Raw genomic sequence first — 22,510 nt, 5'->3', positions numbered from 1 at the left:
CTGGCGGGGACGCCCCCATGACCATCGAGAACACATTGAGCTTCACCGAACTGGACCGCCGGCTCAGGGAAATGCCCGACGGCCCTGCGGCTACCCTCAACACACCGCCACTCTTCCGTATCGCCAATGTCGTGGGCGCCGTCGCGGCCATGTTCACGCTGGTCCCGTTCGTGCTGGTCCACATCATGACCCCCGGCAAGTGGATGATCACGTGGGCGCAGATCGGCTTCGCGGTATTCCTGCTCGCACTGCTGCCCGGGATTGCCCGTTCATACGGCGTGCTGGGCTGGTCGCTCTGGCGGTGGCGTGCCGACCAGGTCAGCCAACTCGACCATGACATGCCGCTGTTCCGGACGATCATCGTGTGGCTGAGCGAACGTCCAACCGCCGCCCTGGAGGAACACCAGCGCATGGCGCGGCTGGCACTGGCGCAGATGTCCGCCAAGATCGGCATGTTCACCGGCGGACTTGAACGTCTCGGCGTACTGCCGGTGCTGGTGTCGGCATGGCTTTTCTTCCGCCACGGAGACGATCTGTTGGACATGCCCACTTGGCAATTCATCCTCGGCTTCGGATTGATCGTGTTCTACTTCGCCATGATGGTGGCCAACCTCATGCGTATCCGCCTGCAGCTCTACGAATCCTTGCTGTCCGAGGCGCTGACGGCGAAGGCGCAGTCGGGTGCGGTGGCGCAATGAGCGAGTTCCCCAATCCCTACCAGGCTTCGAATGCGCCGCTTCCAATGCTTGAGCACCCAGCTGTACCTCCGGCGCTCTTGGCAACACTCGCGTGCTACCTGGCGCACTACGCGCTGGAAGTGGCGTCGATGTGGCGAAGTGCGCTGGGAACGGTCGAGCTCTTCCTTCCCATCGCCCTGGTCAACGGGATCTATTGCCTCGCCATGTGCTTCGCACTGTGGCGTCGATGGCGGTGGGCGAGAGTCTGGTTGGTGATCACCACCGTGCTCTCCGCTTTCGTGTTGCTGATGTTCGTGCGCCGTGGCATGTGGACCACGGAGTGGCTTACCGGCCTGTCGTCCCTGCTGCGCATCGCCGTGGTGCCGATGCTCTTCCTGCCTTCGGTTCGCCGCTGGTTCGCACCCCGCCGCGCGTGATGTGCGCGGTGGGCCAGGGCCCGCGCTACGCGCTTCAGCCCCCCTCCCCATCAGCCGCCGCGCAATCCAAGCGGGTAGCCATGGCCAACCCCACGAGCCCTTATCTAGGAGCACCATGAAGTACATGTTCTTTGTTCTCTCCTTGCTTGCATGCACGGAAACGTTCGCGAAGAACACTTCGAAACGTAAGGTGACGATCGATCTCGCGGAAACAGCGTCGGGCGTGGAGGAGCGGAGCACTGTCGCGATGAAGTGCACGAGGATCGCCAGCGCGGCGGTCTATGCGCATGCGCGCGGCAAGCTCATGAGTGTTATGAACGAAGCCGCGAAAGTTCAAAATGTCGGCTCAAGCGACGACCCGTTCTTCAAGACCGTCATCGACATCTTCAAGATCGATGCGGAGGACGATGCGCTCTTCCCGGGGCTGATGCTTGCCCAGTTGGACATCATGTGGCTGGAGGAGCGCAGCCGGTACAAGGCAGAGGCGGAGCCCGTGTTTACGGCTTATGCCGCTGCCTCGTGCGCACGCGTCGCCAAGCTCCAGCCTTCCACGTAAAGGTCCGCGGGCGGGCTTCAGCCCGCCTCCCCATCCGTTGGAGTGAGGTGGACGAGCCCACCCTATGCCCGAGATGGCTCTCCAGGCCCTATCGCTCTCACACTGAGCCCCATCGATGGCACTCGGAAAGCCATCTGTCTCACATTGAGCCCCACACATCACACTCGGAATGCCATCGATGGCGCTCTGAGCCCCGCACATCACACAACGAGCCCGGGACATCACACTCAGAGCCCCATCGATGGCCTTCCGAAGGCCATCCGTCTCACATTGAGCCCGGCACATCGCATTCAGAGCCCCATCGATGGCACGCCGAGCGCCATCGCTCACACTCAGAGCCCCATCGATCACACCCAACACCCCGTCGCTCCCCGTTGGCGCGTGGCATATCGCGCCTCTCACACTGCGAATGTGAGAGGCAATCGCGCGCGGCGCGCGCTAGCCTGCCAGGGCCGGCCATCCCGGCCGGTATTCCCAACGTGGATCAAGGAGTGACCATGAGCCAGAACCGCATCGCCCTGCAGTTGGACGTCGACCGCCTGAATTCCCTCGACGCCATCATCACCGCACTGGAAGGCCAACTGACCGACCTCATCGGCCTGAGCCCCGACGAACGCCGCGAACTCACCAAGATGGGCGACAAGTCCGAAGCCTTCTGCCGCCAGGCCGTCACCGTGCTGGCCGATAACGCACAGGTGCTGCCGCGCAACTTCGACGTGGACGCCTACCGCGCCGACCTGGCGGCGCTGGATGCCCTGCGCCCACGCCTGGCGCGCGTGCAACGCCTGTACGAGCGCATGGCCGACAGCGAGATGGCCCTGGGCAGCGACCTGATGGTGGCCTCGCTGGAAGGCTACGCATTGCTGAAAGTCGCCGGCCGCGGCGAAGGCCTGGACGCCCTGCGGCAATCCCTGGGCGCCCGCTTCGACCGCAAGCGGCGCCGCGAACCCGAACCGACGGCGTAACCCGGCGCGCGATGCAGACGGAAGGCGGGCTTCGGCCCGCCTTTTTCGTGCGGCGTAGGGCGGGCTCAAGCCCGCCTTCCCATCACTCACAGTGCAAACCAGACGGTGGGCCAGGGCCCACCCTACGGCGCTATCGCTTGCCGTCGGACAGTAGTTCGAAGGCTTCCTCGGCGCCGGGACGCAGGTCCACGCCCAACGCGGGAAGCCCCCGCTGCCGCCTTGCGTGGTTGATCTGCTCGATGAGGCGGGCGGCGCGCAGGTCCGCCGCATAGTTCTGTTCCGGCGCAAGACGCGGAATTTCACGCAGGCCGACCAGCCAGTCCCCGCGCAGCAACGCGGCGCGATAGTAGCCCTCGGCCTTCACCGGATCGCGCTCGGACAACTGCGCGATGCGGGCCAGCGACTGCAGCGCATACGAAGACCCCGCTTCGCTCGCCCCCCGCAGCAGCGCCAACGCCCGCGCCTTCGAGACCGGATCGCTCATCGCCACACTCTCCGCCACCACCACATCCACCGGCGAACGCGCCCGCCCGTCCGCAGGCAACTGCGCCGCCTGTGCGCCATTGAAGGCGGCCAACTGGCCCGAGGTGGGAAAGCCGTGGCGGTTGAGCCAGGCGGCCTGCTCGGGCGTGGCGGCCTCCCACAACGCATCGCCGACCTCGATCCTTTCACGGTGCAGCGCCGGAAGCGCCGCGAGGCCGGCTGCCTCGGTCATGCCGCTCTGCGTGCTGGCCTGCTGCGCCGGATCGAGGGACGACGCAGATTCCGTCTTCGTCGTGGACATGAGGGAAGCGGTGCCTCTTCCCGTGGTCGGAACGACGTAGCGGTATGCCAGGCCACCCAGCACCACGCACACCAACGCGAAAGGCAGAAGACCGCGGCGCATCGAGAAGGAGGGGACAAGGAAAGAGCCCAGAGCATGCAGCGCACCCGGGGGTGCTGCAACCCGTCCGGGCAGCGGCGTCCACCACCCGCTTCACACCGCCAGGGTTACCCTGACACCTCTCCCACGAGGCATCGCCATGGAACACGCCATCCACCCCTTCTCCGAACTGTTCGCCCAACTGGGCCTGCCCGACGACCACGCCAGCATCCAGCAGTTCATCGCCACCCATTCCCCGCTGCCCGACGGCATGCGCCTGGAAGAAGCCCCGTTCTGGACGCCTGCCCAGGCCCAGCTGCTGCGCGAAGAGCGCCTCGACGACGCCGACTGGGCGATGGTGGTGGACCGCCTGAACGTGGCGCTGCACGGCCGTCCGGACTAGGCGCGTGACCGACACGGCCATCGAGGCCGCGTCGGCTTCAGCCGCATTTCTCCCGCGCGGCGGCCAGCGCCGCCGCCAGCACGTCCTCGCCGTAGATCTCGCGCACATGGTCGTGCCACTTTTCGCTGCGCAGGAAGCGCGCGTAGGGCATGTCGTTGCCGCCGAACGATTCGCGCGTGCCCGTGTCGCGGGTGAAGCGGATCCGGGTCTCGGCCAGCTCGAGGGTGTAGTGCTCGTTTGCGCGCGTGGCGCGGTACACGCGTTGCATGTCGTCGACGCCTGTGACGGAAGAGGAGAAGGGGCGCGCGTGCGGGGTCTTCACTGCGCCGGCAACACCTGCGCGGGACCGCCCGTGACCCGGCCGCGCGTCTTCGCGGTTTCGCCCAGGTAGGCCAGCGCGAACTGGGTGAACTTGACGCTGTGCTGCGCCGACTCGCCCATGGTGCCCAGCGTGTCGTACGGCGTGTGGATATAGGGGAAGCTGCCGCCCGGATCGCCGGCCTCGAACATCATCGCCGCCGGATAGCCGGCGTTCGTCCACGACGCATGGTCGGAGCAGGCGTAGCCGCAGGCGGTGTTGCTGCGCGTCAGCCCCATGGGCGCCAGGTAGGTGTCGAACAGGGTGACGAAGAAGTTCTTCAGGTCGGTGTTGGAGTAATCGCTGATCAGCTTCATGTCCGTGACCGCACCGGACTTGTAGTTGGTCATGTCCACCTGCAGCACGCTGACCACGTTGACGCCGCCGGCGCGGAACGACTGCGCGATGGCGTTGGAGCCGCGCAGGCCGACTTCCTCGGCCGCGTAGCCCATGAATTTCACCGTGCGCCGCGGCTGCCAGCCGTCGGCCAGCGCGATGCGCAGCGTTTCGGTCAGCGTGGCGATGCCGGAGGCGTCGTCGTCGGCGCCCGGTGCCAGCTGGTTGGGATCGTTGCGGGTGTTGCCGTTGATCGAATCCAGGTGCGCGCCCAGCACCACCACCTCATCGGGCAGGTCCCAGCCGCGGATGGTGAGGATCACCGACGGCTGCGTGCTGCAGGTGCTGCAGGCGGTGAACAGCTCGGTGGTGACATCGCTGCGGCCGGCGGCCAGCGACTGCCAGTGGTCGCGGATCCATTCGGCCGAGGTTCTGCCGTGGCTGCTGGCGTAGTAGCGGTTGCGGTAGCGGGAGAGGTGGTTGATGGTGTCGTAGAGGCGCTGTTCCTGCACCTGCGGCAGCCAGCGGCCGACGGTGGCCTGGTTGTCCAGCGCGTAGCGGGCGAGCGCCGATTTGGCCATGGCCAGCTTCGCCCGGTCGCCACGCACGAAGGCCTCGGCCTGCGCGCGGTCGGGAAAGGCGAAGTAGCCGCCGCAGCGGCGCTCGTTCTCGTGCACGTAGCGGCTGATGTCGCCCAGGCGATCGGCCCGGGTTTCGGCGATCACCAGCGGCATGCCGGTGCTGTCGCGCGGGGTGGCCACACCACGGGCCAGGCCGCGGATGCCCTGCCAGGTCGCGTCGGAAGTCACGATGTACACCGGCGCGAACGGGTCGTCCGGTGCGGCCGTCGGGGTGGGCGGACCGCGCCTGCCACCGGCGCGCGCGCGCGCCGTGCGCACGCCCTGGTGCGATGCGTCCACGACGGACGCCGGGGCGTCGGCAGGCGCGGCGGCGACGCGCGTGCGCACCGGCGTCGACGGCGTGTACGCGCGCAGCAGCGCCAGTCCGGCCAGCACGAAGAACCACCATGTCGGCCAACCCGGCAACAACGGTCTCATGGTGCATCCCCCCGGATGGCGGCCCGTGGCCTCAGGACGGCCACGCTACCACTTCCCCGGCCGTACCACGCGTGCCGGGGACCGCCTACGCGGTCGGTGCGACCGGTGGCCACGGCACCGGATCGAAGCGCTCGTCCGTGGCCATGCGCACGTTGCGCAGGTGCGCCGTGACGAGGTGGGCGGCATGGCGCGGCTCGGCGAAGAAGCCGAACAGGATGGAGCGGCGGCGCGCGCCGCTGGGATTGAGGCTGGCGCCATGCAGCAGGTCGGCGTCGAACACCAGGATGTCGCCGGCGTGGCCGGACAGCTGCACCGCACGTGCTTCGTCGGCCGGATCGAGCGCCGCATCGCGGGTCGCGGGGCGGTGGCTGCCCGGCACCAGGCGGGTGGCGCCGTTGTGCGGGCCGTAGTCGTCGAAGAAGGCCAGCGCATTGACGGTATCGCCGCAGCGCTCGGCCGACAGGTCGCGATGCAGGCCCTGGTGGCCGGCGCCCTCCAGTGGCTCACGGCCCTCCACCTGCGCCAGGAAGAAGCGCTCGCCGATCAGCGTACCGGCCGCGGCCAGCACCGCGGGCAGCCGGCACACCGCCTGTATCGTGGGGTCCAGGTCCACCAGCGCATGCCGCCACCCGGGCCCGCGCGGCACCGGCCAGGCATGCGAGGGCAGGACACCGTCGTCGAAGGTGGCGCGGAGCGTGTCCAGCCAGTCGGACGGAATGGCCCCGCGCAGCAGGACATAGCCATCACGAAGGAGTGCGTCGCGGCCGATCATGGGATTCCTGTAGGGGGCGTGGCGCGCTGCCGGAGCGCTCCCCGCCGCATGCCGCGGCGACGACTTGCGCGCGCCCCCAGCCATTGTCGCGCGCCAGCGCCAGCGCCGCGCGTTCGGCGGCCTCGCGCGTGGCGTGGCGGGTACGGGTGACCACGTCCACGCGCGCCTGGCCCGAGGCGGTGCGGAACATCGCCCGCGCCTGCCAGTACGTCGCGCCCAGCGCATCCACGCGCTCCAGCGTCTGTACCGTCAGCGGGCAGCCATGCTCGACGATCGTGCGCACACTCATGCCGCGACTCTACCGCCAAGCCGGCCGCTGTGACAGGACACGGCCCATGACCAGTGGCACTCCGGCGGCCTTCCGCGCTTTCGAAGAATGGAGGCTCTCTGCCAGGACCCTCCCATGCGCCAGCGTCTGCCTTCCCCATTCGATCCTGCACGTCGTCGTGGCCTGGCCGCGGTGGCGGTTGCGACCCTGTGCGTGCTGGGCGCAACCGCACAGGCGGCTCCCCCGTCCGTGGTGCCGCTCGATGTCGACGTCTCCGTGCCGCCCGCGGTCATCCGCAGCGGCGAGATGCGGCACTTCCTCTACGAGATGCGCCTGTCCAACTTCGCCAGCCGCGAGATCGCGCTGGCGCAGCTGGACGTCGTGGCGGACGACGGCCGCCTGCTGGCCCGCTTCGCGGCACCCGACCTGGCCGGCATGCTGGCGGTGCCGGGGCAGGCGGCCGGCACACCGAGCGGCAGGCTCGCGCCGGGGAGCTTCGGAACGCTGTTCATCGAAGTGCAGGTGCCGGTGGACGCCGCACCGCCGCGCGTACTCTCGCACCGCCTGAGCATCGCGGGCCCGCCGGACGCCGATCCAAGCCGCGTCCAGCTCGATGGGCCACGCGTGGCCGTCGCGCCGTCGAGCCAAGTCGTGGTACTGGGGCCGCCGCTGAAGGGCGGCGACTGGCTGGTGGCCAATGGCCTGTCGAACGACGCCGACCATCGCAGAACACAGGTGGTGCTGGACGGACAGGCACGGATCGCCCAGCGGTACGCCATCGACCTGGTCAAGCTGGACGCGGGTGGTCGCGCGTTCAAGGCCGATGCCACCCAGAACGCGGCGTGGGCCGGCTATGCGGAGCCCGTGCTGGCGGTGGCCGACGGTGCGGTGGTCAGCGTGCGCGAGCAACTGCCCGACAACACGCCCGGCCAGTTGCCGGAAGGCAGGATTTCGCTGGACACCATTGCCGGCAACGCGGTGATCCTGGATATCGGCCAGGGCCGGTACGTGACGTACGGCCACCTGATTCCCGGCAGCGTGACCGTCAGCCCGGGTCAGACGGTCACGAAGGGGCAGGTGATCGGCAAGTTGGGAAATTCGGGCCAGTCCGATGCGCCGCACCTGCACCTGCACGTGGCGGATGCACCGTCGCCGCTGGCGGCGGAGGGCCTGCCGTACACGTTCGAATGCCACCGGCCGCGCGGCACGGTGACGTCGCTGGAGGCGGTGATGGAAGGCAAGCCCGCATCGCGGTCCAGCAAGGACCACGCGCCGAGATCGGACCAGTTGCCGGTCGACAACGACGTGATCGCGTTCTGCGAGTGAGTGTTGGGTGGACGGTGGCGCCGGCACCGTGGCGCCTTTCCCGTCCGCCCTCTGAAACCGGCAGCGTGTCGCCGGCCGCTGGCATGAGCCACTGCGGCCGCTGCGGGAGGCGCGGCAGAGCGTGTGGCGCATGCCCGCCCCGGAGCGGTGGGATTGCCATCGTCTGAGCCGTCGTGCGCGAACTCTTACGGTGATGTGCGTCGCCGCGGATACCGGTAGGTCCCGATGCTGCACAAGCGGCCTATCTCCTTCGCGTTGCGTGGCCTCCCTCGTCGTGATGCAAAAGTGAGTCGACTGCTCCCCTGGTCGGCCCGCCTGCGTGCGAGTCCGCTGTCCTTTTTTTGACGCGCGTCACGAATTGAAAGGGTGTTGCCGCTGGGCACATGGCGCCTGTGGCGCGTAGTGCGAGGCGGCCGATGGCATGGGCGCGATGCCCGTGCTTCACCACCACCCAATCGAGGATCCCAAGCATGATGCTGTTTCGCAATGCGACGGCGGGCCTGTTGATGGCCGCTGCCGGACTGCTGGCCATGACCGATGCCCGTGCAGAAGGTGCATGCCAGTTCACCCAGGGCTACTGGCAGAACCGCGCGGAGAACGCCGGCGACCTGAGCACCGAGGTGTGGCTGTCCATTCGCGATCGGCCTTTCTACGCATCCGGCCTGAGCTATGGCCTGAACGGTGCCGGGTGCGCTGGCGGCAACGGCGATGGCCGCACCAACGTCTGAGGTGACGCTCGCGTGCCTTCGATGGGTTCGGAAGTGCTACGTCGCGCTACGGGCGCGGTAAGTGCGTGCGCATACGGGAACAGGTATGGCGCACCGCCTCCGTCATGCCACGCGTCCCGGCCTGATGCCTTCGCATCGGCGCGCCCGAACGGGTGGATCAACGACAAATGGATTTGCAGGAAATGAAGAAGCGATTCGATATGAATGTGCGATTCCTGGTGGTGTTCTGCCTGCTGATGCTGGCGCTGGTCTTGCCGGCGCAGGCCCAGCAGGCCTCGTTCGGCACCTGCGACGGGCGGATGTTCCTGGACCAGGTCGACACGGTAGCCACCGTGTCGACGCTGTACAACGTGGGCTATGCAGCGGTTCCTTTCACCTATACCAGCCTGGGCACCGGTTCGGCCCGCAACGGCATCGGCTTCAACCCACTCGACAACTACATCTATGGCATCGAATGGGTGGGATATAGCGGCAATGAACTGATACGCGTAGGGGCGGATGGCAGCAGCGTGAACCTTGGACCGATCGCCGGGCTGCCATTGAGCAACTACAACAATGGCGTGATCTCGCCGACGGGCGATTACTACGTCATGTCCGGTTTCGGCGGTACCACCCTGTACCGGATCGATATCGCCACGCGCACCGCAACTCCGATCACGCTCAGCACCTCGATCCAGGTGTCGGACTTCGCCTGGTACGACGGAATGTTGTACGGCGTGAGCGGCGGCCAGCTGGTCAGGGTGGACCCCGCCACCGGCGCCGTTGCGACGATCGGCTCCACGTCGCCCCTCTTCACCGCCATCGCGATGTGGGGTTTCAGCAATGGATTGTTCGCCACCAGCGGCGGTTCGATCTATGCCCTCGATCCCACCACCGGCACGGCCACGCTGATGAGCACGGCACCGTCGTCCAGCAACGCTGACGGCGCCAACTGCTCCGCCGCCCCGATCCTGTTCGACGCCGACCTGTCGGTGACCAAGACGAACACGCCGGCATCCGGCCCCAACGACCTGGCGGACGACACCTATGTGGCGGGCGTGCGGACGTACACCATCGTGGTGCGCAACACCAGCAGCTCGTTCGGTGCGCAGAACGTCATCGTCAGCGATCCGGTGCCGGCGGGCATCGATCCGGCCACCGTCAGCTGGACGTGCAGTGCCACCTCCGGCGGTGCGCGCTGCGGTGCCGCCAGCGGCACGGGCGCGCTGAACGACACCGGTCTGGACCTGCCGCCGGGAGCGGTCGCCACCTATCAGCTCACGATGACGGTGCCGGCTGGATACACCGGCGAGCTGACCAACACGGTGACCATCACCCCGCCCAGTGCCGTCGGCGACACCAACCTTGCGAACAACACCGCCACGGACGCGGACCAGTCCACGGCGCGGCTGACCATCCGCAAGATCAGCGTGGGCGGGGTGGACAGCTTCGGGTTCACCGGCACCAACGGCGTGCCCGCGCAGACGCTGACCACGATCACCGCCGGCACCCCGGTCGCGGGCGCCACCCAGCTCCTCACTGCGGCCGCAACCGCCACCACGGTGACGGAAAGCACCTCGCCCGCAACGTATCGGGTGAGCGACATCACCTGCACGGGCCTGGGTGCCGGCGGCACGGCGACGCCGGACCTGGCCAATCGTACGGTGGTGCTTGACGCGGCGGCCACGGCGGCAGGGGCCAACATCGAGTGCACGTTCACCAATACGCTGCAGCAGACAGACCTCCAGGTGGTGAAAACCGCCGATCCGGGCACTGTGATCAGTGGGGAAGTGGTGACCTACCGCATCGTGGTGAGCAACAACGGTCCGCTGGCCGCCACTAATGTCCTGCTGACCGACACGGCCGGTGCCGGTCAGGACTGCACCACGCCTTCCACGACGGCCACCTGCACCGCCACCGGCGGTGCGAGTTGTCCGTCGCCCACCGTGCCGGTGAGCAGCCTGCTGGGAAGCGGCATCACCATTCCTACCCTGCCGGTGGGGGGACAGGTGACGGTGGAGTTGCAGTGCACGGTGACCGCGAGCGGGTCGTAGCGGCCCATCCACGAACAGGAAGAGGACGACCGTGCCGCGCATCGTCCCGATCGAATGACTTCGGATTGGCCTGATGTCGCCCTGGACAGAGGGCCGCCCGGAGCAGGTCGATCCAGGCACGATCAGGGCGGGGCGCGAACTGACCCCGACGAATCCTCGCGCGGCACGGCTTCCATCGGGACTCAGGGCGCACGGATCGCATGCGGCGTCCTGATGACGGCGCCCGGAGCGATCATCGATCGCGCCCCGGTCCGGCGCAGGACCCCTATCAGGCCTGGTACTGCTTCTCTTCGATGAAGCGCGAACCGGCCAGGCGGTTGATGACGTTCTTCACCTGGATGCGCTCGCCGTTGTGGCGCGCCACCGAGCGCGCCAGTTCGACGAAGTCCGCGTCGAACACCTGCGCGGCTTCCTTCGCGCGCAGCGCGTCCTGCACGTCCCACATGCGCTCGTTGATTGCGCGCAGTGCGTCCTTCATGGCCGCCAGGTCGGCCTGCGCCGCCACCTGCGCGTCCCACAGCGTGCGCAGACCCTCCAGTTCCACCTGCACATGCGCGCGCTTGCCGGCATCGTCGATGCGCGCGGCCTTGATTTCCAGGATGGACAGCTTGTCGGCCAGTTCGCCGATGGAGACGGGGATCAGGATGGTGTTCATGTGCGCATTCTAGCGCCGCGCCCCGAGGCACCGGGACGTGCGGGCAGGGGCGCCGATTGCGCGACCCGACGGAGTGCGATGGAATAGGGCATGCGCGCCGGGGGGCGCCTCCAAGGGGAACATATGCGGAACGGGATGATGGGCCTGCTGCTGCAGGTGGGTGCGCTCGTATCCTTGTCGGCGCGGGAGCAGGCGGCGGCACCCGTGGCGGACATCGCGCGCGCGGAGTAGTGGCGATGAACGTGCTGAAGGTGGGCTTCTTCGCCGCTGTGGCGGCGCTGGCGGTGCTGGCCGCGCGCGAATACCTGCCGCGCGATGCGGTGAAGGCGGTGGCTGCGCGCGTCACCGGCGAGGCCGCGACGGAATCCGGCGCATCCAGCCGCCACGGGTTCGTCGACATCCCGCTGCCGGATGGACAGTCCGGCCATCACGTGGTGATCTTCGCGCCCGCCAACTGCCCGTCCGACGCGGCGCAGCGGGCGGAGGCGCTGGCGCGACGATTGGACGACGCCGGCATTCCGTACACGCGGTCGCAGAGCGCGAACTTCAGCACGCTGTCGTCGCAGGACGAGGCGAACCGGGTGATGTCGGTGATGAACGGGCCGATCCCGATCGTCTTCGTGCGCAAGCGCGCCCGCGCCAATCCCGACGCCGAGGCGGTGATGGCCGAGTACCGCGGCGGCTGAGGCCGCAGCGTTCCATCCGCAGGGTCGACCCTTACTGTTGCGCTGCAGCATAATGGCGGGATGGATGTCGCACCGCCCCTCGTTTCCTCTTCGTCCGTCGCCGAGGCGCTGACGCCCCGCCAGATCGACCTGATCCTGTTCGCGCTGACGTTGGGCGGTTTCGCCATCGGCACCAGCGAGTTCGCCAGCATGGGGCTGATGCCGAACATGGTGGCCTCGTTGCGCGTGACCGAGCCGCAGGTGGGTCACCTGATCAGCGCCTATGCGCTCGGCGTCGTCGTCGGTGCGCCGCTGCTGGCGATCCTGGGCGCGGGCTGGAAGCGCAAGACCCTGCTGCTGGCGCTGATGGGCTTCTACGCCCTCGGCAACCTGGCCAGCGCGCTCGGCCCCACCTACGAAAGCCTGCTGGTGTTCCGCTTCATCGCCGGCCTGCCGCACGGCGCCTATTTCGGCGTGGCCGCACTGACGGCGGTGGCGATCAGCCCGCCGAGCAAGCGTGGGCGCGCGATCAGCCTGGTGATGCTGGGGCTGACCCTGGCCATCCTGATCGGCAATCCGCTGGCGACCTGGCTGGGCCAGGTGATCGACTGGCGCTGGGTGTTCGCCTTCGTCGCGCTGATCGCGCTGGCGACCGCCACGCTGCTGACGATCTGGTTGCCCAGGGGGATCGATGGCGCCAAGGCGCATCCGCTGGACGAACTGCGGGCCTTCAACCGCCTGCCGGTCTGGCAGGCGCTGGGCATCGGCGCGATCGGCTTCGCCGGCATGTTCGCGGTCTTCAGCTATCTCGCGCCGACGATGCTGGAGGTGACGCGGGTGGCCCCGGCGTGGATACCGCTGGGCCTGGCCGGTTTCGGCGTGGGCGGGGTGATCGGCAACTTCGTCGGCGGCTGGCTGTTCGACCGCATGCAGCTGCGCGGCGCGTGGATCGTCCTGGTCTGGGCCATGGCGATGCTGTTGCTGTTCCCGCTGATGGCGCAGACGCTGCCGACGATCCTGCTGGCCACCGTGGGCATCGGCCTGATGGGCGCGCTGGGGCCGATCCTGCAGTCGCACCTGATGGACGTGGCCGGCGACGCGCAGACGCTGGCGGCAGCGTCGCACCACGCGGCCTTCAACACCGCCAACGCGCTGGGTCCGTGGCTGGGCGGCATGGCGATCACCGCCGGGCTCGGCTGGACCTCGACGGGCTACGTCGGCGCGGCGATGGCGGTCGCCGGCCTGCTGATCTACGTCGGGGCGCGGCAGACGCTGCGGGCCCGGTACGCCACGGTGGAAGCGGCCTGTCCGTCGCGCTGAGCGACTTCCCGATCCTGCCTGCAGGCCTACTCCGGCGAGGACGCCGCGGGAGGCGAACCGGAACGCCAGCGCCGCGTGGTGCGCTGGAAGAACTGGCTGTTGGGGATCTGCAGCACGGTGTCGCCGCGCAGTGCGTCTTCTTCCAGCAGGGTCGTATAGAGCAGGTTGATGTCGATGACACGGCCGCGCAGGCCGGGCTTGTCGCCGTTCTCCAGCACCTCGATGTGGTCGTGCACGCGGAAAGGTCGCGTGGTCAGGATCAGCACGCTGCAGAAGATGTTGGACAGCACGCTCCAGGCGGCGAAGAACGCGACGGCGGCCACCGCGGTGAAGCCGGTCAGGGCAGTCCACAGCACGCTGGCCGACACGCCCAGCCGCCCCAGCGCGACCATGAACGCCGAGACGTAGACCACGACGCCCAACAGCCGGCGCGCGCTGACCGCCACCTGCGCCGGCAGGTGGTAGTGCGCGCACAGGCGCTTCACCACGAGGCGGAGCACGCGCAACAGCAGCCAGGCGGCCAGCAGGACGGCCAGCGCCTGCGCGATCGGGATCGCCGCCTCGGTGCCTTCGCGTACCCAGCCGGCGAGTTCGGGCCCGCTCATCGCCCGGCCTCGAAGGAAGCCGCTGTGGAAAGGATCTCGACGCGCATGTTCATGCCGGAAGGGTGGCCGCGTGCATGCGAACGGTCAAGGTTCGAAGGGATGCGCCTTGCCGCACGCATAGACATGGTTGTAGTCGCTGGACATGCACTGGTAGAAATCCCGGCGCGCGCCGGTGGCGGCATGGCAGTCCTGCACGGTCAATACGGCCAGCAGTGCCTCCAGCGCCGGCGTGGCGGCGTCGTAGGCGGCCTGGCTCAGGTAGCCGCTGCGCAGGTTCTTCCCGCTCACCTCCAGCATGGTGTCCACGCCCCAGCGCGCGTTCTCCACGGCCTTGTCGCAGTCAAGCGCGGGTGCCGCCTCCTGCACGCTCGACAGGTGCTCCGCGATCGCGGCGACGTCGGCCTGCACCTGGGCGGGGAGCGTCCGGAGCGGTGCATCGGCCTGCGCGCCCGCAGCAGCGCTCGTCAACGACAAGACCGGCAATGCGAGGCGGACCAGCGTGCGGGGGATGCGTCGGGCAGAGGCCATGGTCGCCAAGTGTGATGTGGGCGCAGTCCGCATTGTAGGTCGACGCGCTTGTGGCGACACTCGCCCCTTGCAAGAATGCCGGGGCGCCGGAGCCGGCGCCGGTGCCGGCAGGAAGCGGTGCCCGTCGTACCGGATCGATCGACACTTCCACTCTGTGAGGACCACATGACCTACAAGCTACTTGCCGCCATCGCGCTCGCCCTGACGACCGTGGCGCCCGCCGCCTTCGCGGGTGAATGCGAGGACAACTTCAGCAAGTCCGGCAGCATATTCTCCGGTACCGACTTCTCCAGCCGCGTCACCGTGCCCGATCTGTCGGTCAAGGACGCGATGGGCCAGATGCGCGGCATCATGATCGCCGAGAAGATGGACGTGATCACCGAGGATGCCGAGACCGGCACGATGCTGGTCGAACAGCGCTCCACCAATACCACGCGCGCCATCCCCACGCTGATCGCCATCAGCGCCGAGGGCGGTGCCGCCACCGTGCAGATGACGGTGAAGACCGAAAAGGGCCAGATGGCCAAGCAGGACGCGATCCGTCCGTACATGTGCCAGCTGCTGGCCAAGGTGAAGGGCGGCAAGGAAGGCCGTGCGGCCGCCGCGCAGGGGGCGAAGACGCAGAACAACGCCGACGTGACGGTGAAGGATGTCTACGTGTTCTCGCGCGAGATCGCGCGCGAGGCCAAGGGCAATGCGGTGGCCGTGACGGCGCGCCACAAGGGCCGTCATTACGCCCTGCGCGGTCGAGTCGATTACGTGCAGGAGGATGGCCAGGACTACAACGTTTCCTTCGACATCCCCGAGCAGGGTTCCGGGCTGCTGCAGGTGCCGGGCGACAACGAGCCGCGCGTGGGCGTGGCCTGCCTGTTCAAGCCCAACCAGCTGGCCAACGTGCTGACCTTCCGCAAGGGCGACAAGGTGACGTTCAAGGGGCAGTTCCTGCGCTACGACGACTTCAAGCGCGTGCTGTGGCTGCAGAACTGCGTGCAGACCCGCTGAGCCGTATCCGCGCCTGAGGGTGGAACAAGCGAAGGGCGCCCGGAAAGGGCGCCCTTCGCCGTTGCGGCGTGCGGGACGTACAGGCTGCGGGTCAGTCCGCCTGGCGCCGGAACACCCCGACATTGGTGTAGCTGCGGCCGTCGCTCAGATGGCCGCGCATGCGGATCACCAGCGTATCCCCGTCGACCAGCTCGCGTTCCGACCACTGCACCTCGCGGCCATCGTGCCAGGTGGTGGAGTGCAGCAGCGTGGGCGAGACCGATTCGAAGCTCAGGGCGTCGGCATGCGGCGTGTCGTGGAACGGATAGGGCGCCCCGTCGGCGCGGCCGCCGAACGCGGCGCGATGCCGCTTGCCGTTCTTGCCGAACCATTCCGAGCTGATCGAGAGCATGCCGTCTTCCGTGCAGGCGAGGCGGTAGTGCCCGCTGCGCGGCGGGTGCCCCAGCTGGTAGTCGCATTGTTCGGGGAGCAGGTGCCAGGTGCCGGCGAAGGCGGCGGCGGCATGGGGGGGCATGGACACTCCTTGTACGGGACGGACGCGGTGGTGGCGGAGAGCCACCATGCTAGCGAGCCCCCGGGGTGGGGGAGTTGCTAACGCCGTCGCAGTTCCGCACGTCGATGCAGGGATGAACACGCATCGATGCGCGTGCGCGGGCGGCAATGTGAGCCGGAATGCGACGCACGCCACAGCACGCGGCGGCCCTTCGAGCTTGCCGCACCTCAGGAACGCGCGCGGCCGGTGAGCGCGTCCAGCAGGCCTTCGGTGGTCAGGATGGCGTGCGCGTACGTGGGGGCGTTGATCTCGTGCGCGGCATGCATCGCGGCCGCGCTGGCGGCGGCGGTGGCATCGCGGACGAGGGTCACGTGATAGCCCAATTCAGCCGCGGACCGGCCCGTGGCCTCGACGCAGGTGTTGGCGATCAGGCCCACCAGGATCACGTGACTGATGCGGTGCTGCTTGAGCAGGTAGTCCAGGTCGGTGTTGGCGAATCCGCTGCTGCCCCAGTGCTCGCTGACGATGATGTCACCGGGCTGCGGGGCGAAATCCGGATGCCACTGCCCGCCCCAGCTGTCGCGGGCAAAAGGTTGCATGCGCGCCGCCCCCAGCTGGTAGGGCGTGGGATGGTCCCAGCCCTTGAAGTCGTCGGGTTCGGAGCGGTGGTGCGGCACGATGAACACGGGCAGTCCCGCCTGCCGGATGCACGACAGCACGGCCTCGAGCCGGACGTGCAGATCCACGTGGCGCGCCACCTCCGCCACCAGCGGCCACAACTTGCCCTCTTCGGCGAGGAAGTCGTTGTAGGGATCGATCAGGAGCAGTGCGGTGCGCCCCGCAGGATAGGCCTGCATGGACATGGTGGCGTCCCGTGTGGCGCGAGTGGCGGCCCGCGTCGCCAGCATGATGCAGTGTGCGTGGATCGCCTTGCATCGGCGTGCGGGAACGCGCGGGTGGCCCGCCTGCTGCTACGTTGCGTCGGGCGAGGCTGGGGCAGCTGCCGGGGCCACTGGGCGAGGCCGCGGGGCCGGTCCGCCTTCCTGCAGCGCGTGCACCTGCCAGGGAGGAACATCCAGTGCATGATCCAGTGCGTCGGCCACCAGCAGCCGCACCAGCGCGTCATGCAATGGGCGGTCGCGCATCCTCAGGGCGGCCAGGGCGGCAGCCTGGTTTTCGTCGTGCATGTCCGAGTACGCATCGAACAGGCTCATCGCCCGCGAGAGCGATCCTGCGTCGGATTCATGTGCTGCCACCCGGGGCGGGTCGGCGGGCGTACCGTGTTCCGGCATGCGTGGCCGTGTCGGAGGAGGGGATTCGTATCGGTTCACACACCAGAGTTCGCCCTACGGGCGTGGATCAGGACGCCGTCGGTCGCACCGGTGTCCGTGGGCTACCACTGCTCGGGCAGCTCGCCTTCGCCAAGGTGGCTGAACAGGAAAGCGCGCGCCTTGCGCCAGTCGCGCCGTACCGTGCGTTCGGTGACCTTCAGCACGTCGGCGATCTCCAGTTCGCTGAGGCCACCGAAGTAGCGCATCTCCACCACCTGGGCCAGACGGGCGTCCAGCTTGCCCAAGTCCGTCAATGCCTGGTCGAGGATCAGCAACTGCTCCAGCCGCGAGGTCTGGACCGGCTCGGTGGTCTCGTCCAGAGGCAGCAGGTCCATGCCCTCGCCACGTTTTTCCGCCAGTGCACGCCGTACCTCATCAAGCAGCACGAACCGCATGGCCCTGGCCACCAGCGCCACCAGATGCGCGCGGTTCTCGACGCTGAAATCCGCGCTGGCCAGCTTCAGCCAGGTCTCGCTGATCAGCGACGTGGGCGAGCGTACGTGCGAGCGGCGCTGCTGGCGGATCTGCGCGCGCGCGATCTGATGCAGGTCGCGATAGAGCAGCGCATAGATCCGGTTCCACGCGTCGGGTTTCCCGCTGCCGGCATCACCCAGCAGGCGGGTCACGGATTCCTCATCCGGCATCGGCATGGCCGCGTCGCCTTGCGTCCACGGGTCCAGGCGGGTGCTTGCCGTAACGCTGCCTGGTTGCCGCCGCGCTGTCATGTCCGGACTGGGCCTGTCATCACGATTCCATCCCATAAATGACCCCGCGGGCGATTCGCACGCGAGCCGTAACACAGGTTCTGTGCGAGCGGTCCGTCGGGAGCGAAGGGAGTCGCGCTGGCCTGGGGAACGAACGGCATGGAGATTTCCACGTAGATGATCGGCAACGAGTATGTCATGCGCGGGTTTAACGAAGCCTGCAGTCGGATGGCGTCAGTCACGACGGAGGGATGGGGGGTGGCCATGGCCGGAGGTCGCCCGCATGGGGAATGACGGAATGATGGAGGGGCGGCACCCGCAGGACGAAGGCAGTGTGAGGAATGCCCACCACGACGCGGCCTCGCTACCCGCCAGAAACTGGCCCATTCCCCCGGGGTTGGGGCCGCGCGCCACGAGTCAGTGGCCGATCATGCAGCGCCTGACCGAAGACGAATGGAAGGTGCTGATGCAGGCCCTGCCGGGCCGGGTCGGCGCGCGTGCGCGTCAGGGTGGCAATGCGCGCCGTTTCATCGAGGCCGTGCTGTGGGTGGCGCAGACCGGTGCGTACTGGTCCGACCTGCCACGCGAATTCGGTTCGTGGCATGGCATCTACGTGCGCTTCATACGCTGGGCGCAGGACGGCAACTGGGAGGGCGTGCTGGCGTGTCTGGCTCCACAGGACCCGCGTGCGCTGGACCTGCATGCCCTGGTGCAGCGCTACCTGCATCGCAACAACACCAAGCATCTGAGTCGGGCGATGCGGGCGTCATGAAACATCGCCGGAAGCCTCGAGGGCCAGAGGATGCCGGCCAGGAAATCCAGAGGGGAGGACGGACCAGCCGTTGAACGTGTCTGCAGGCCGTCCATGACCCTCTAGGTCTATCTGCCGACGTCCCCTGTCTGGCAGTTAGAGGGCGCCTCCCCTCCCCAGGGGGGCGACCCTGTCGCCTGCCATGCCCGACACATGGCAGGCATCGCGCTTCGGCGCCAGAGGGGGAGGTGCAATGCCTCCCCCTCGCTTTTTTCTTCGCAATGCTCTGCAGGACTCAATGCGGTGGGGCGTATGTACACCCTCGATGCGCCGCGGGCCTGACCGCCCTCTTTCCACGGCCTGACCGACATTGCAGCGGTCCGCTCCGGACCTTCCACGCAGACGTCCTGTTGCATTGCAGCGCGCGACGCGACGCATATGTCGATGACCGATCGGCGAGCCGGTGCGCGCTCCTCGAGTGATGCCCGCTATCGCACTGATTTTCATGGCCAAGTCACGGGTCATCGCGTTTAAGTCACTCGATAATCACCGTTTTTCTTGCGATTGTATCGATCCAAATTTGACGCGATCGATGGCGCACGTCGAAGCTCCGGCCCGTCACGCTCCAGCGCTCACATGCGCAAGGGGTCCGACGACACGCACAGCCAATTCATCTCGACGCAAGGAGTTCACGATGTTCGATCGATTCCGCCGGATCCGGCGCACGAAGCGGTCTCTGCTGCTCGCTGTGATTCTCTGTCTTGTTTCGTTCCACGCTTCCGCCGACTCGGCCATCTATGGCGGCGGGCCCTTCTATCACGGAGGGCAGGCCGTCATGGATGACCTGCGCGCGTCGGGCTTCACTACGGTGATCCTGTTCGGCGTGCATGTGCAGACCAACGGCGATCTGCACTTCAATAACGATCCGATCATTTCCAACGGCACCTACATCGGCGACCCCGGCTGGCCTGCGCGCCTGGCGACGCTGAAGACCGCGCCGACCTCGGTTACCCGCATCGAGGCCTCGGTCGGCGGTTGGGGCACGGGCGATTTCCAGAACATCAAGAACCTGATCGCTGCGCAGGGCACCGGTCCGACCAGCGTTCTCTACAAGAACTTCCAGACACTGAAGCAGATCACCGGCGCCGATGCGATCGACTTCGATGACGAGAGCACCTACGACCTGGGCTCGTCGACTGCATTCGGCAACATGCTGTGGGGCCTGGGCTATTCGATCACGCTGGCGCCCTACACCAACATGACCTACTGGAAGAGCCTGGCGGACAATCTCGCCGGCAAGGTCGACGGCATCCACCTGCAGGTCTACGACGGAGGTGCCGGCAACAATCCGGCCACGTGGTCCACCACGCTGGGCATGGCGGTCGACCCGGGCGTCTGGTCGAAGCACGGCAGCGGATGTACGGCGGGAGACAGTCCTGCCACGGTCCAGAGCAAGATGACGAACTGGAAGAATTCCGCCGGGATCGTCGGTGGCTTCATCTGGCTGTACGACGATATCCAGGCATGCTGGTCGCAAGGCACCACGGCCCAGTACGCTGGCGCGATCAATGCGGTGTTTGGTGGCAATGCAGCGCCCGTCGCCAACTTCAGCTCCAGCGTCGCAGGGTCCACCGTGGCTTTCTCGGACGCATCCACCGACAGCGACGGGACCATCGTTGCGCGGCAGTGGACCTTCGGCGATGGCGCCACATCCACGGCAACCAACCCCAGCCACAGCTATGCCGCCAATGGCACCTACACCGTCACGCTGACAGTGACCGACGACGACGGCGCCACCGCGAGCCGCAGCAATGTGGTCACGGTCGGCGCCAACCTGGCGCTCAATCGGCCTGCGACGGGATCGATCGTGTGCAACGCCAATGAAAGCGCGGCGAAGGCGGTCAACGGCAGCGTTTCGGGCGGCACCACAGACAAGTTCTGCTCGCTCGCATCCTCGAAGTGGCTGCGCGTCGACCTGGGGTCGTCCCGCACGGTCCGTAGTTTCGTGATCAAGCATGCCGGAGCAGGCGGAGAAGCCACCGCGTGGAATACCAAGGCCTTCACGCTGCAGACCTCCACCGACGGCGCCACATGGACCACGGTGGCGACGGTGAGCGCCAGTAGCGCCAGCGTGACCACGCACGCAATCACTCCGCGCACGGCGCGCTACGTACGGCTCAACATCAGCACGCCGACCCAGAACGGCGATCCGGCCGCACGCATCTACGAACTCGAGGTGTATTGATTCACCATGGACGCGCCGTGCGTTCGCTCCATGCGCACGCACGGCGCCAGCGTCAGTAAACGGCAGCGGCGTGCAGGGGAGCGGGGTGCGTCCAGCCGGTGCGCGCACCCAGGAAACCCAGTTCGACCAGGACGGCCGTGCCCACGACCTGTGCGCCCTGCCGCTCGACCAGCACGAGAGCGGCTTTCAACGTGCCGCCCGTCGCCAGCACGTCGTCGACGACGATGACGCGCGCATCGGCCGGAAGCGCATCGGCATGGATCTCCAGACGGTCGCGTCCGTATTCCAGTCCGTAGTCCTGCGACAGCGTATGCCCGGGCAGCTTGCCGGGTTTGCGGACCGGCACAAACCCGACATCGAGTTCGCGCGCCAGCGCCGCCCCCAGGATGAAGCCGCGGGCCTCCACGCCGACGACGGCATCGAGCGCCACGCCACGCCACGGCTCGGCCATCGCGGCGATCGCGTCGGCGAACGCATCGCCATCGGCCAGTACCGGCGTGATGTCCTTGAACAGGATGCCGGGCTTGGGGAAGTCGGGGATATCGCGCAGCAGGTCGGTCCAGGCCATGGGCGGTGGAATTCCAGGTGGGCCGATGATGCTATCGCAGCCTGCGGGGTCTGGGATGCAGTCTCCCGCGCCGGGCGGCTAATCAGCGTGCCGCCGCAAGGCTATCCTCGCCTTCCACCTCTCCCGGACATGCCCCATGAGCAACGCCCTTTCGATGTACCAGGCTTCGGTCCCTGTTCTTCTCCGTGCGCTCGCGAACCTGCGCCACGTGCTGGCGAAAGGCGAGGCGCATGCGCGGGACAAGGGCTATGAGCCCACGATCCTGCTGCAGTCGCGGCTGGCGCCGGACATGTTTCCGCTGGTGCGCCAGGTACAGTTCGCCACGGATACGGCGAAGTTCGCCGTCGCCCGCCTCGCCGGCGTGGAATCGCCGCGCTTCGACGATGTGGAAACCACATTCGAGGAACTGTACGCGCGACTGGATGCGGTCAGCGCCTATCTGCGTACCTTCGACGAGGCTGCGCTGGAAGGCAGCGAGGACCGCAGCATCACGCTGACCACGCGCACGCGCGGTGAGCTGAAGTTCGACGGCCGCGGCTACCTGCTGGGCTTCGTCCTGCCCAACCTGTTCTTCCACGCCACCACCGCCTACGCGATCCTGCGCCACAACGGCGTACCGCTGGGCAAGCTGGACTATCTCGGTCCCCAGGCCTGAGCCGGCGCCGGGGCAGCCTGTCCGCTCCGGCCGCCCACCGGCGTTGGACAGGAAGAGCCGCGCGATCCCTGCCGCGCGGCGGCTTCCTCCGAGAAGCCGGTCGCCTGCGGCGACGGAGTGCTGCGTGTGTCACGGCATGCGACGTGACCCTCCGATACTGTCGTCCGGGCCTCCACGCCTTGCGACAACCGTCGCCTGCGCGGATGCCG

27 protein-coding genes are annotated in these 22,510 nt (G+C 67.7%); 14 read left to right on the top strand and 13 right to left on the bottom strand.

Going from position 1 to position 22,510, the window contains the following annotated elements:
• Positions 1-17: 17 nt before the first annotated feature.
• From IAE60_RS00895 to IAE60_RS00880, 4 genes are all read left to right on the top strand, one after another.
• A complete protein-coding gene (locus tag IAE60_RS00895; RefSeq protein ID WP_187573505.1) occupies positions 18-698 on the top strand; it encodes a hypothetical protein in 681 nt (226 codons plus the stop codon).
• A complete protein-coding gene (locus IAE60_RS00890; protein WP_187573504.1) occupies positions 695-1,114 on the top strand; it encodes a hypothetical protein in 420 nt (139 codons plus the stop codon). Before IAE60_RS00895 ends, IAE60_RS00890 begins: the two co-directional genes overlap by 4 nt.
• Positions 1,115-1,229: 115 nt before the next feature.
• Positions 1,230-1,670, top strand: a complete 441-nt coding sequence (locus IAE60_RS00885; protein ID WP_187573503.1) for a hypothetical protein — start codon at positions 1,230-1,232, stop codon at positions 1,668-1,670.
• 497 nt (positions 1,671-2,167) lie between these two features.
• Positions 2,168-2,635 (top strand): hypothetical protein, encoded by a 468-nt coding sequence (locus tag IAE60_RS00880; protein ID WP_187573502.1) that lies wholly within the window; start codon positions 2,168-2,170, stop codon positions 2,633-2,635.
• A 130-nt stretch (positions 2,636-2,765) separates the two neighbouring features.
• Here the strand turns inward: IAE60_RS00880 and IAE60_RS00875 are convergent, their stop codons facing one another.
• A complete protein-coding gene (locus IAE60_RS00875) occupies positions 2,766-3,419 on the bottom strand; it encodes a hypothetical protein (RefSeq protein WP_187573501.1) in 654 nt (217 codons plus the stop codon).
• A 238-nt stretch (positions 3,420-3,657) separates the two neighbouring features.
• Between IAE60_RS00875 and IAE60_RS00870 the strand changes: the two genes are divergently transcribed.
• Positions 3,658-3,900, top strand: a complete 243-nt coding sequence (locus IAE60_RS00870) for a DUF2789 domain-containing protein (protein ID WP_185894275.1) — start codon at positions 3,658-3,660, stop codon at positions 3,898-3,900.
• Between the two features lie 37 nt (positions 3,901-3,937).
• Here IAE60_RS00870 and IAE60_RS00865 read toward each other — a convergent pair whose 3' ends face one another.
• The 4 genes from IAE60_RS00865 to IAE60_RS00850 all read right to left on the bottom strand — a co-directional run bounded on the left by IAE60_RS00865 (position 3,938) and on the right by IAE60_RS00850 (position 6,713).
• Positions 3,938-4,168 (bottom strand): hypothetical protein, encoded by a 231-nt coding sequence (locus IAE60_RS00865; RefSeq protein WP_187573500.1) that lies wholly within the window; start codon positions 4,166-4,168, stop codon positions 3,938-3,940.
• Positions 4,169-4,218: 50 nt separating this feature from the next.
• Entirely contained in the window at positions 4,219-5,652 is a 1,434-nt protein-coding gene (locus IAE60_RS00860) for a M20/M25/M40 family metallo-hydrolase (protein ID WP_187573499.1), read from the bottom strand.
• 85 nt (positions 5,653-5,737) lie between these two features.
• Positions 5,738-6,424, bottom strand: coding sequence for a phytanoyl-CoA dioxygenase family protein (locus IAE60_RS00855; protein WP_187573498.1), 687 nt, complete (start codon positions 6,422-6,424; stop codon positions 5,738-5,740).
• On the bottom strand, positions 6,396-6,713 hold the full coding sequence (locus IAE60_RS00850) for a hypothetical protein (protein WP_187573497.1): 318 nt from the start codon (positions 6,711-6,713) through the stop codon (positions 6,396-6,398). Before IAE60_RS00850 ends, IAE60_RS00855 begins: the two co-directional genes overlap by 29 nt.
• Positions 6,714-6,827: 114 nt before the next feature.
• Here IAE60_RS00850 and IAE60_RS00845 point away from each other — a divergent pair, with 114 nt between their 5' ends.
• From IAE60_RS00845 to IAE60_RS00835, 3 genes are all read left to right on the top strand, one after another.
• Positions 6,828-8,018 (top strand): M23 family metallopeptidase, encoded by a 1,191-nt coding sequence (locus IAE60_RS00845; protein ID WP_187573496.1) that lies wholly within the window; start codon positions 6,828-6,830, stop codon positions 8,016-8,018.
• Positions 8,019-8,488: 470 nt separating this feature from the next.
• Entirely contained in the window at positions 8,489-8,746 is a 258-nt protein-coding gene (locus tag IAE60_RS00840; RefSeq protein WP_187573495.1) for a hypothetical protein, read from the top strand.
• Between the two features lie 200 nt (positions 8,747-8,946).
• Positions 8,947-10,779, top strand: a complete 1,833-nt coding sequence (locus IAE60_RS00835; protein ID WP_187573494.1) for a DUF11 domain-containing protein — start codon at positions 8,947-8,949, stop codon at positions 10,777-10,779.
• Positions 10,780-11,047: 268 nt separating this feature from the next.
• On the opposite strand, the gene IAE60_RS00830 is transcribed toward IAE60_RS00835, so the two are convergent.
• Positions 11,048-11,434, bottom strand: coding sequence for a DUF6165 family protein (locus tag IAE60_RS00830; RefSeq protein WP_187573493.1), 387 nt, complete (start codon positions 11,432-11,434; stop codon positions 11,048-11,050).
• A gap of 236 nt (positions 11,435-11,670) precedes the next feature.
• Between IAE60_RS00830 and IAE60_RS00825 the strand changes: the two genes are divergently transcribed.
• Entirely contained in the window at positions 11,671-12,120 is a 450-nt protein-coding gene (locus IAE60_RS00825; protein ID WP_187573492.1) for a hypothetical protein, read from the top strand.
• Between the two features lie 60 nt (positions 12,121-12,180).
• Positions 12,181-13,419: an MFS transporter gene (locus IAE60_RS00820; protein ID WP_187573491.1), complete on the top strand. Its 1,239-nt coding sequence runs from the start codon at positions 12,181-12,183 to the stop codon at positions 13,417-13,419.
• A gap of 26 nt (positions 13,420-13,445) precedes the next feature.
• Here IAE60_RS00820 and IAE60_RS00815 read toward each other — a convergent pair whose 3' ends face one another.
• Positions 13,446-14,024 (bottom strand): mechanosensitive ion channel family protein, encoded by a 579-nt coding sequence (locus tag IAE60_RS00815; RefSeq protein ID WP_187573490.1) that lies wholly within the window; start codon positions 14,022-14,024, stop codon positions 13,446-13,448.
• Between the two features lie 84 nt (positions 14,025-14,108).
• Complete coding sequence (locus IAE60_RS00810) at positions 14,109-14,552, bottom strand: hypothetical protein (protein ID WP_187573489.1); 444 nt, start codon at positions 14,550-14,552, stop codon at positions 14,109-14,111.
• A gap of 165 nt (positions 14,553-14,717) precedes the next feature.
• Between IAE60_RS00810 and IAE60_RS00805 the strand changes: the two genes are divergently transcribed.
• A complete protein-coding gene (locus IAE60_RS00805) occupies positions 14,718-15,554 on the top strand; it encodes a hypothetical protein (protein WP_162110643.1) in 837 nt (278 codons plus the stop codon).
• A 91-nt stretch (positions 15,555-15,645) separates the two neighbouring features.
• Here the strand turns inward: IAE60_RS00805 and IAE60_RS00800 are convergent, their stop codons facing one another.
• From IAE60_RS00800 to IAE60_RS00785, 4 genes are all read right to left on the bottom strand, one after another.
• Positions 15,646-16,068: a hypothetical protein gene (locus IAE60_RS00800; RefSeq protein ID WP_162110642.1), complete on the bottom strand. Its 423-nt coding sequence runs from the start codon at positions 16,066-16,068 to the stop codon at positions 15,646-15,648.
• A gap of 206 nt (positions 16,069-16,274) precedes the next feature.
• Positions 16,275-16,904: a cysteine hydrolase family protein gene (locus IAE60_RS00795; protein WP_222937176.1), complete on the bottom strand. Its 630-nt coding sequence runs from the start codon at positions 16,902-16,904 to the stop codon at positions 16,275-16,277.
• A 114-nt stretch (positions 16,905-17,018) separates the two neighbouring features.
• The gene (locus IAE60_RS00790; protein WP_187573487.1) at positions 17,019-17,261 is read right to left on the bottom strand and encodes a hypothetical protein; all 243 of its coding nucleotides are present in this window, start codon (positions 17,259-17,261) and stop codon (positions 17,019-17,021) included.
• A 179-nt stretch (positions 17,262-17,440) separates the two neighbouring features.
• Positions 17,441-18,028 (bottom strand): ECF-type sigma factor, encoded by a 588-nt coding sequence (locus IAE60_RS00785; RefSeq protein ID WP_162110092.1) that lies wholly within the window; start codon positions 18,026-18,028, stop codon positions 17,441-17,443.
• Between the two features lie 484 nt (positions 18,029-18,512).
• Here IAE60_RS00785 and IAE60_RS00780 point away from each other — a divergent pair, with 484 nt between their 5' ends.
• The gene (locus IAE60_RS00780) at positions 18,513-18,854 is read left to right on the top strand and encodes a transposase (protein WP_162110093.1); all 342 of its coding nucleotides are present in this window, start codon (positions 18,513-18,515) and stop codon (positions 18,852-18,854) included.
• Between the two features lie 673 nt (positions 18,855-19,527).
• Positions 19,528-21,078, top strand: coding sequence for a PKD domain-containing protein (locus tag IAE60_RS00775; protein ID WP_187573486.1), 1,551 nt, complete (start codon positions 19,528-19,530; stop codon positions 21,076-21,078).
• A 52-nt stretch (positions 21,079-21,130) separates the two neighbouring features.
• Here IAE60_RS00775 and IAE60_RS00770 read toward each other — a convergent pair whose 3' ends face one another.
• Positions 21,131-21,646 (bottom strand): adenine phosphoribosyltransferase, encoded by a 516-nt coding sequence (locus IAE60_RS00770; protein WP_187573485.1) that lies wholly within the window; start codon positions 21,644-21,646, stop codon positions 21,131-21,133.
• Positions 21,647-21,782: 136 nt separating this feature from the next.
• On the opposite strand from IAE60_RS00770, the gene IAE60_RS00765 reads away from it, so the two are divergent.
• A complete protein-coding gene (locus IAE60_RS00765) occupies positions 21,783-22,301 on the top strand; it encodes a DUF1993 domain-containing protein (RefSeq protein ID WP_244966620.1) in 519 nt (172 codons plus the stop codon).
• Positions 22,302-22,510 lie beyond the last annotated feature (209 nt).

Source organism: Pseudoxanthomonas mexicana, from assembly GCF_014397415.1.
Lineage (GTDB): Bacteria > Pseudomonadota > Gammaproteobacteria > Xanthomonadales > Xanthomonadaceae > Pseudoxanthomonas_A > Pseudoxanthomonas_A mexicana.
Note: the sequence above shows the minus strand (reverse complement) of the source record. Positions and strands in the feature narration are given on the sequence as shown.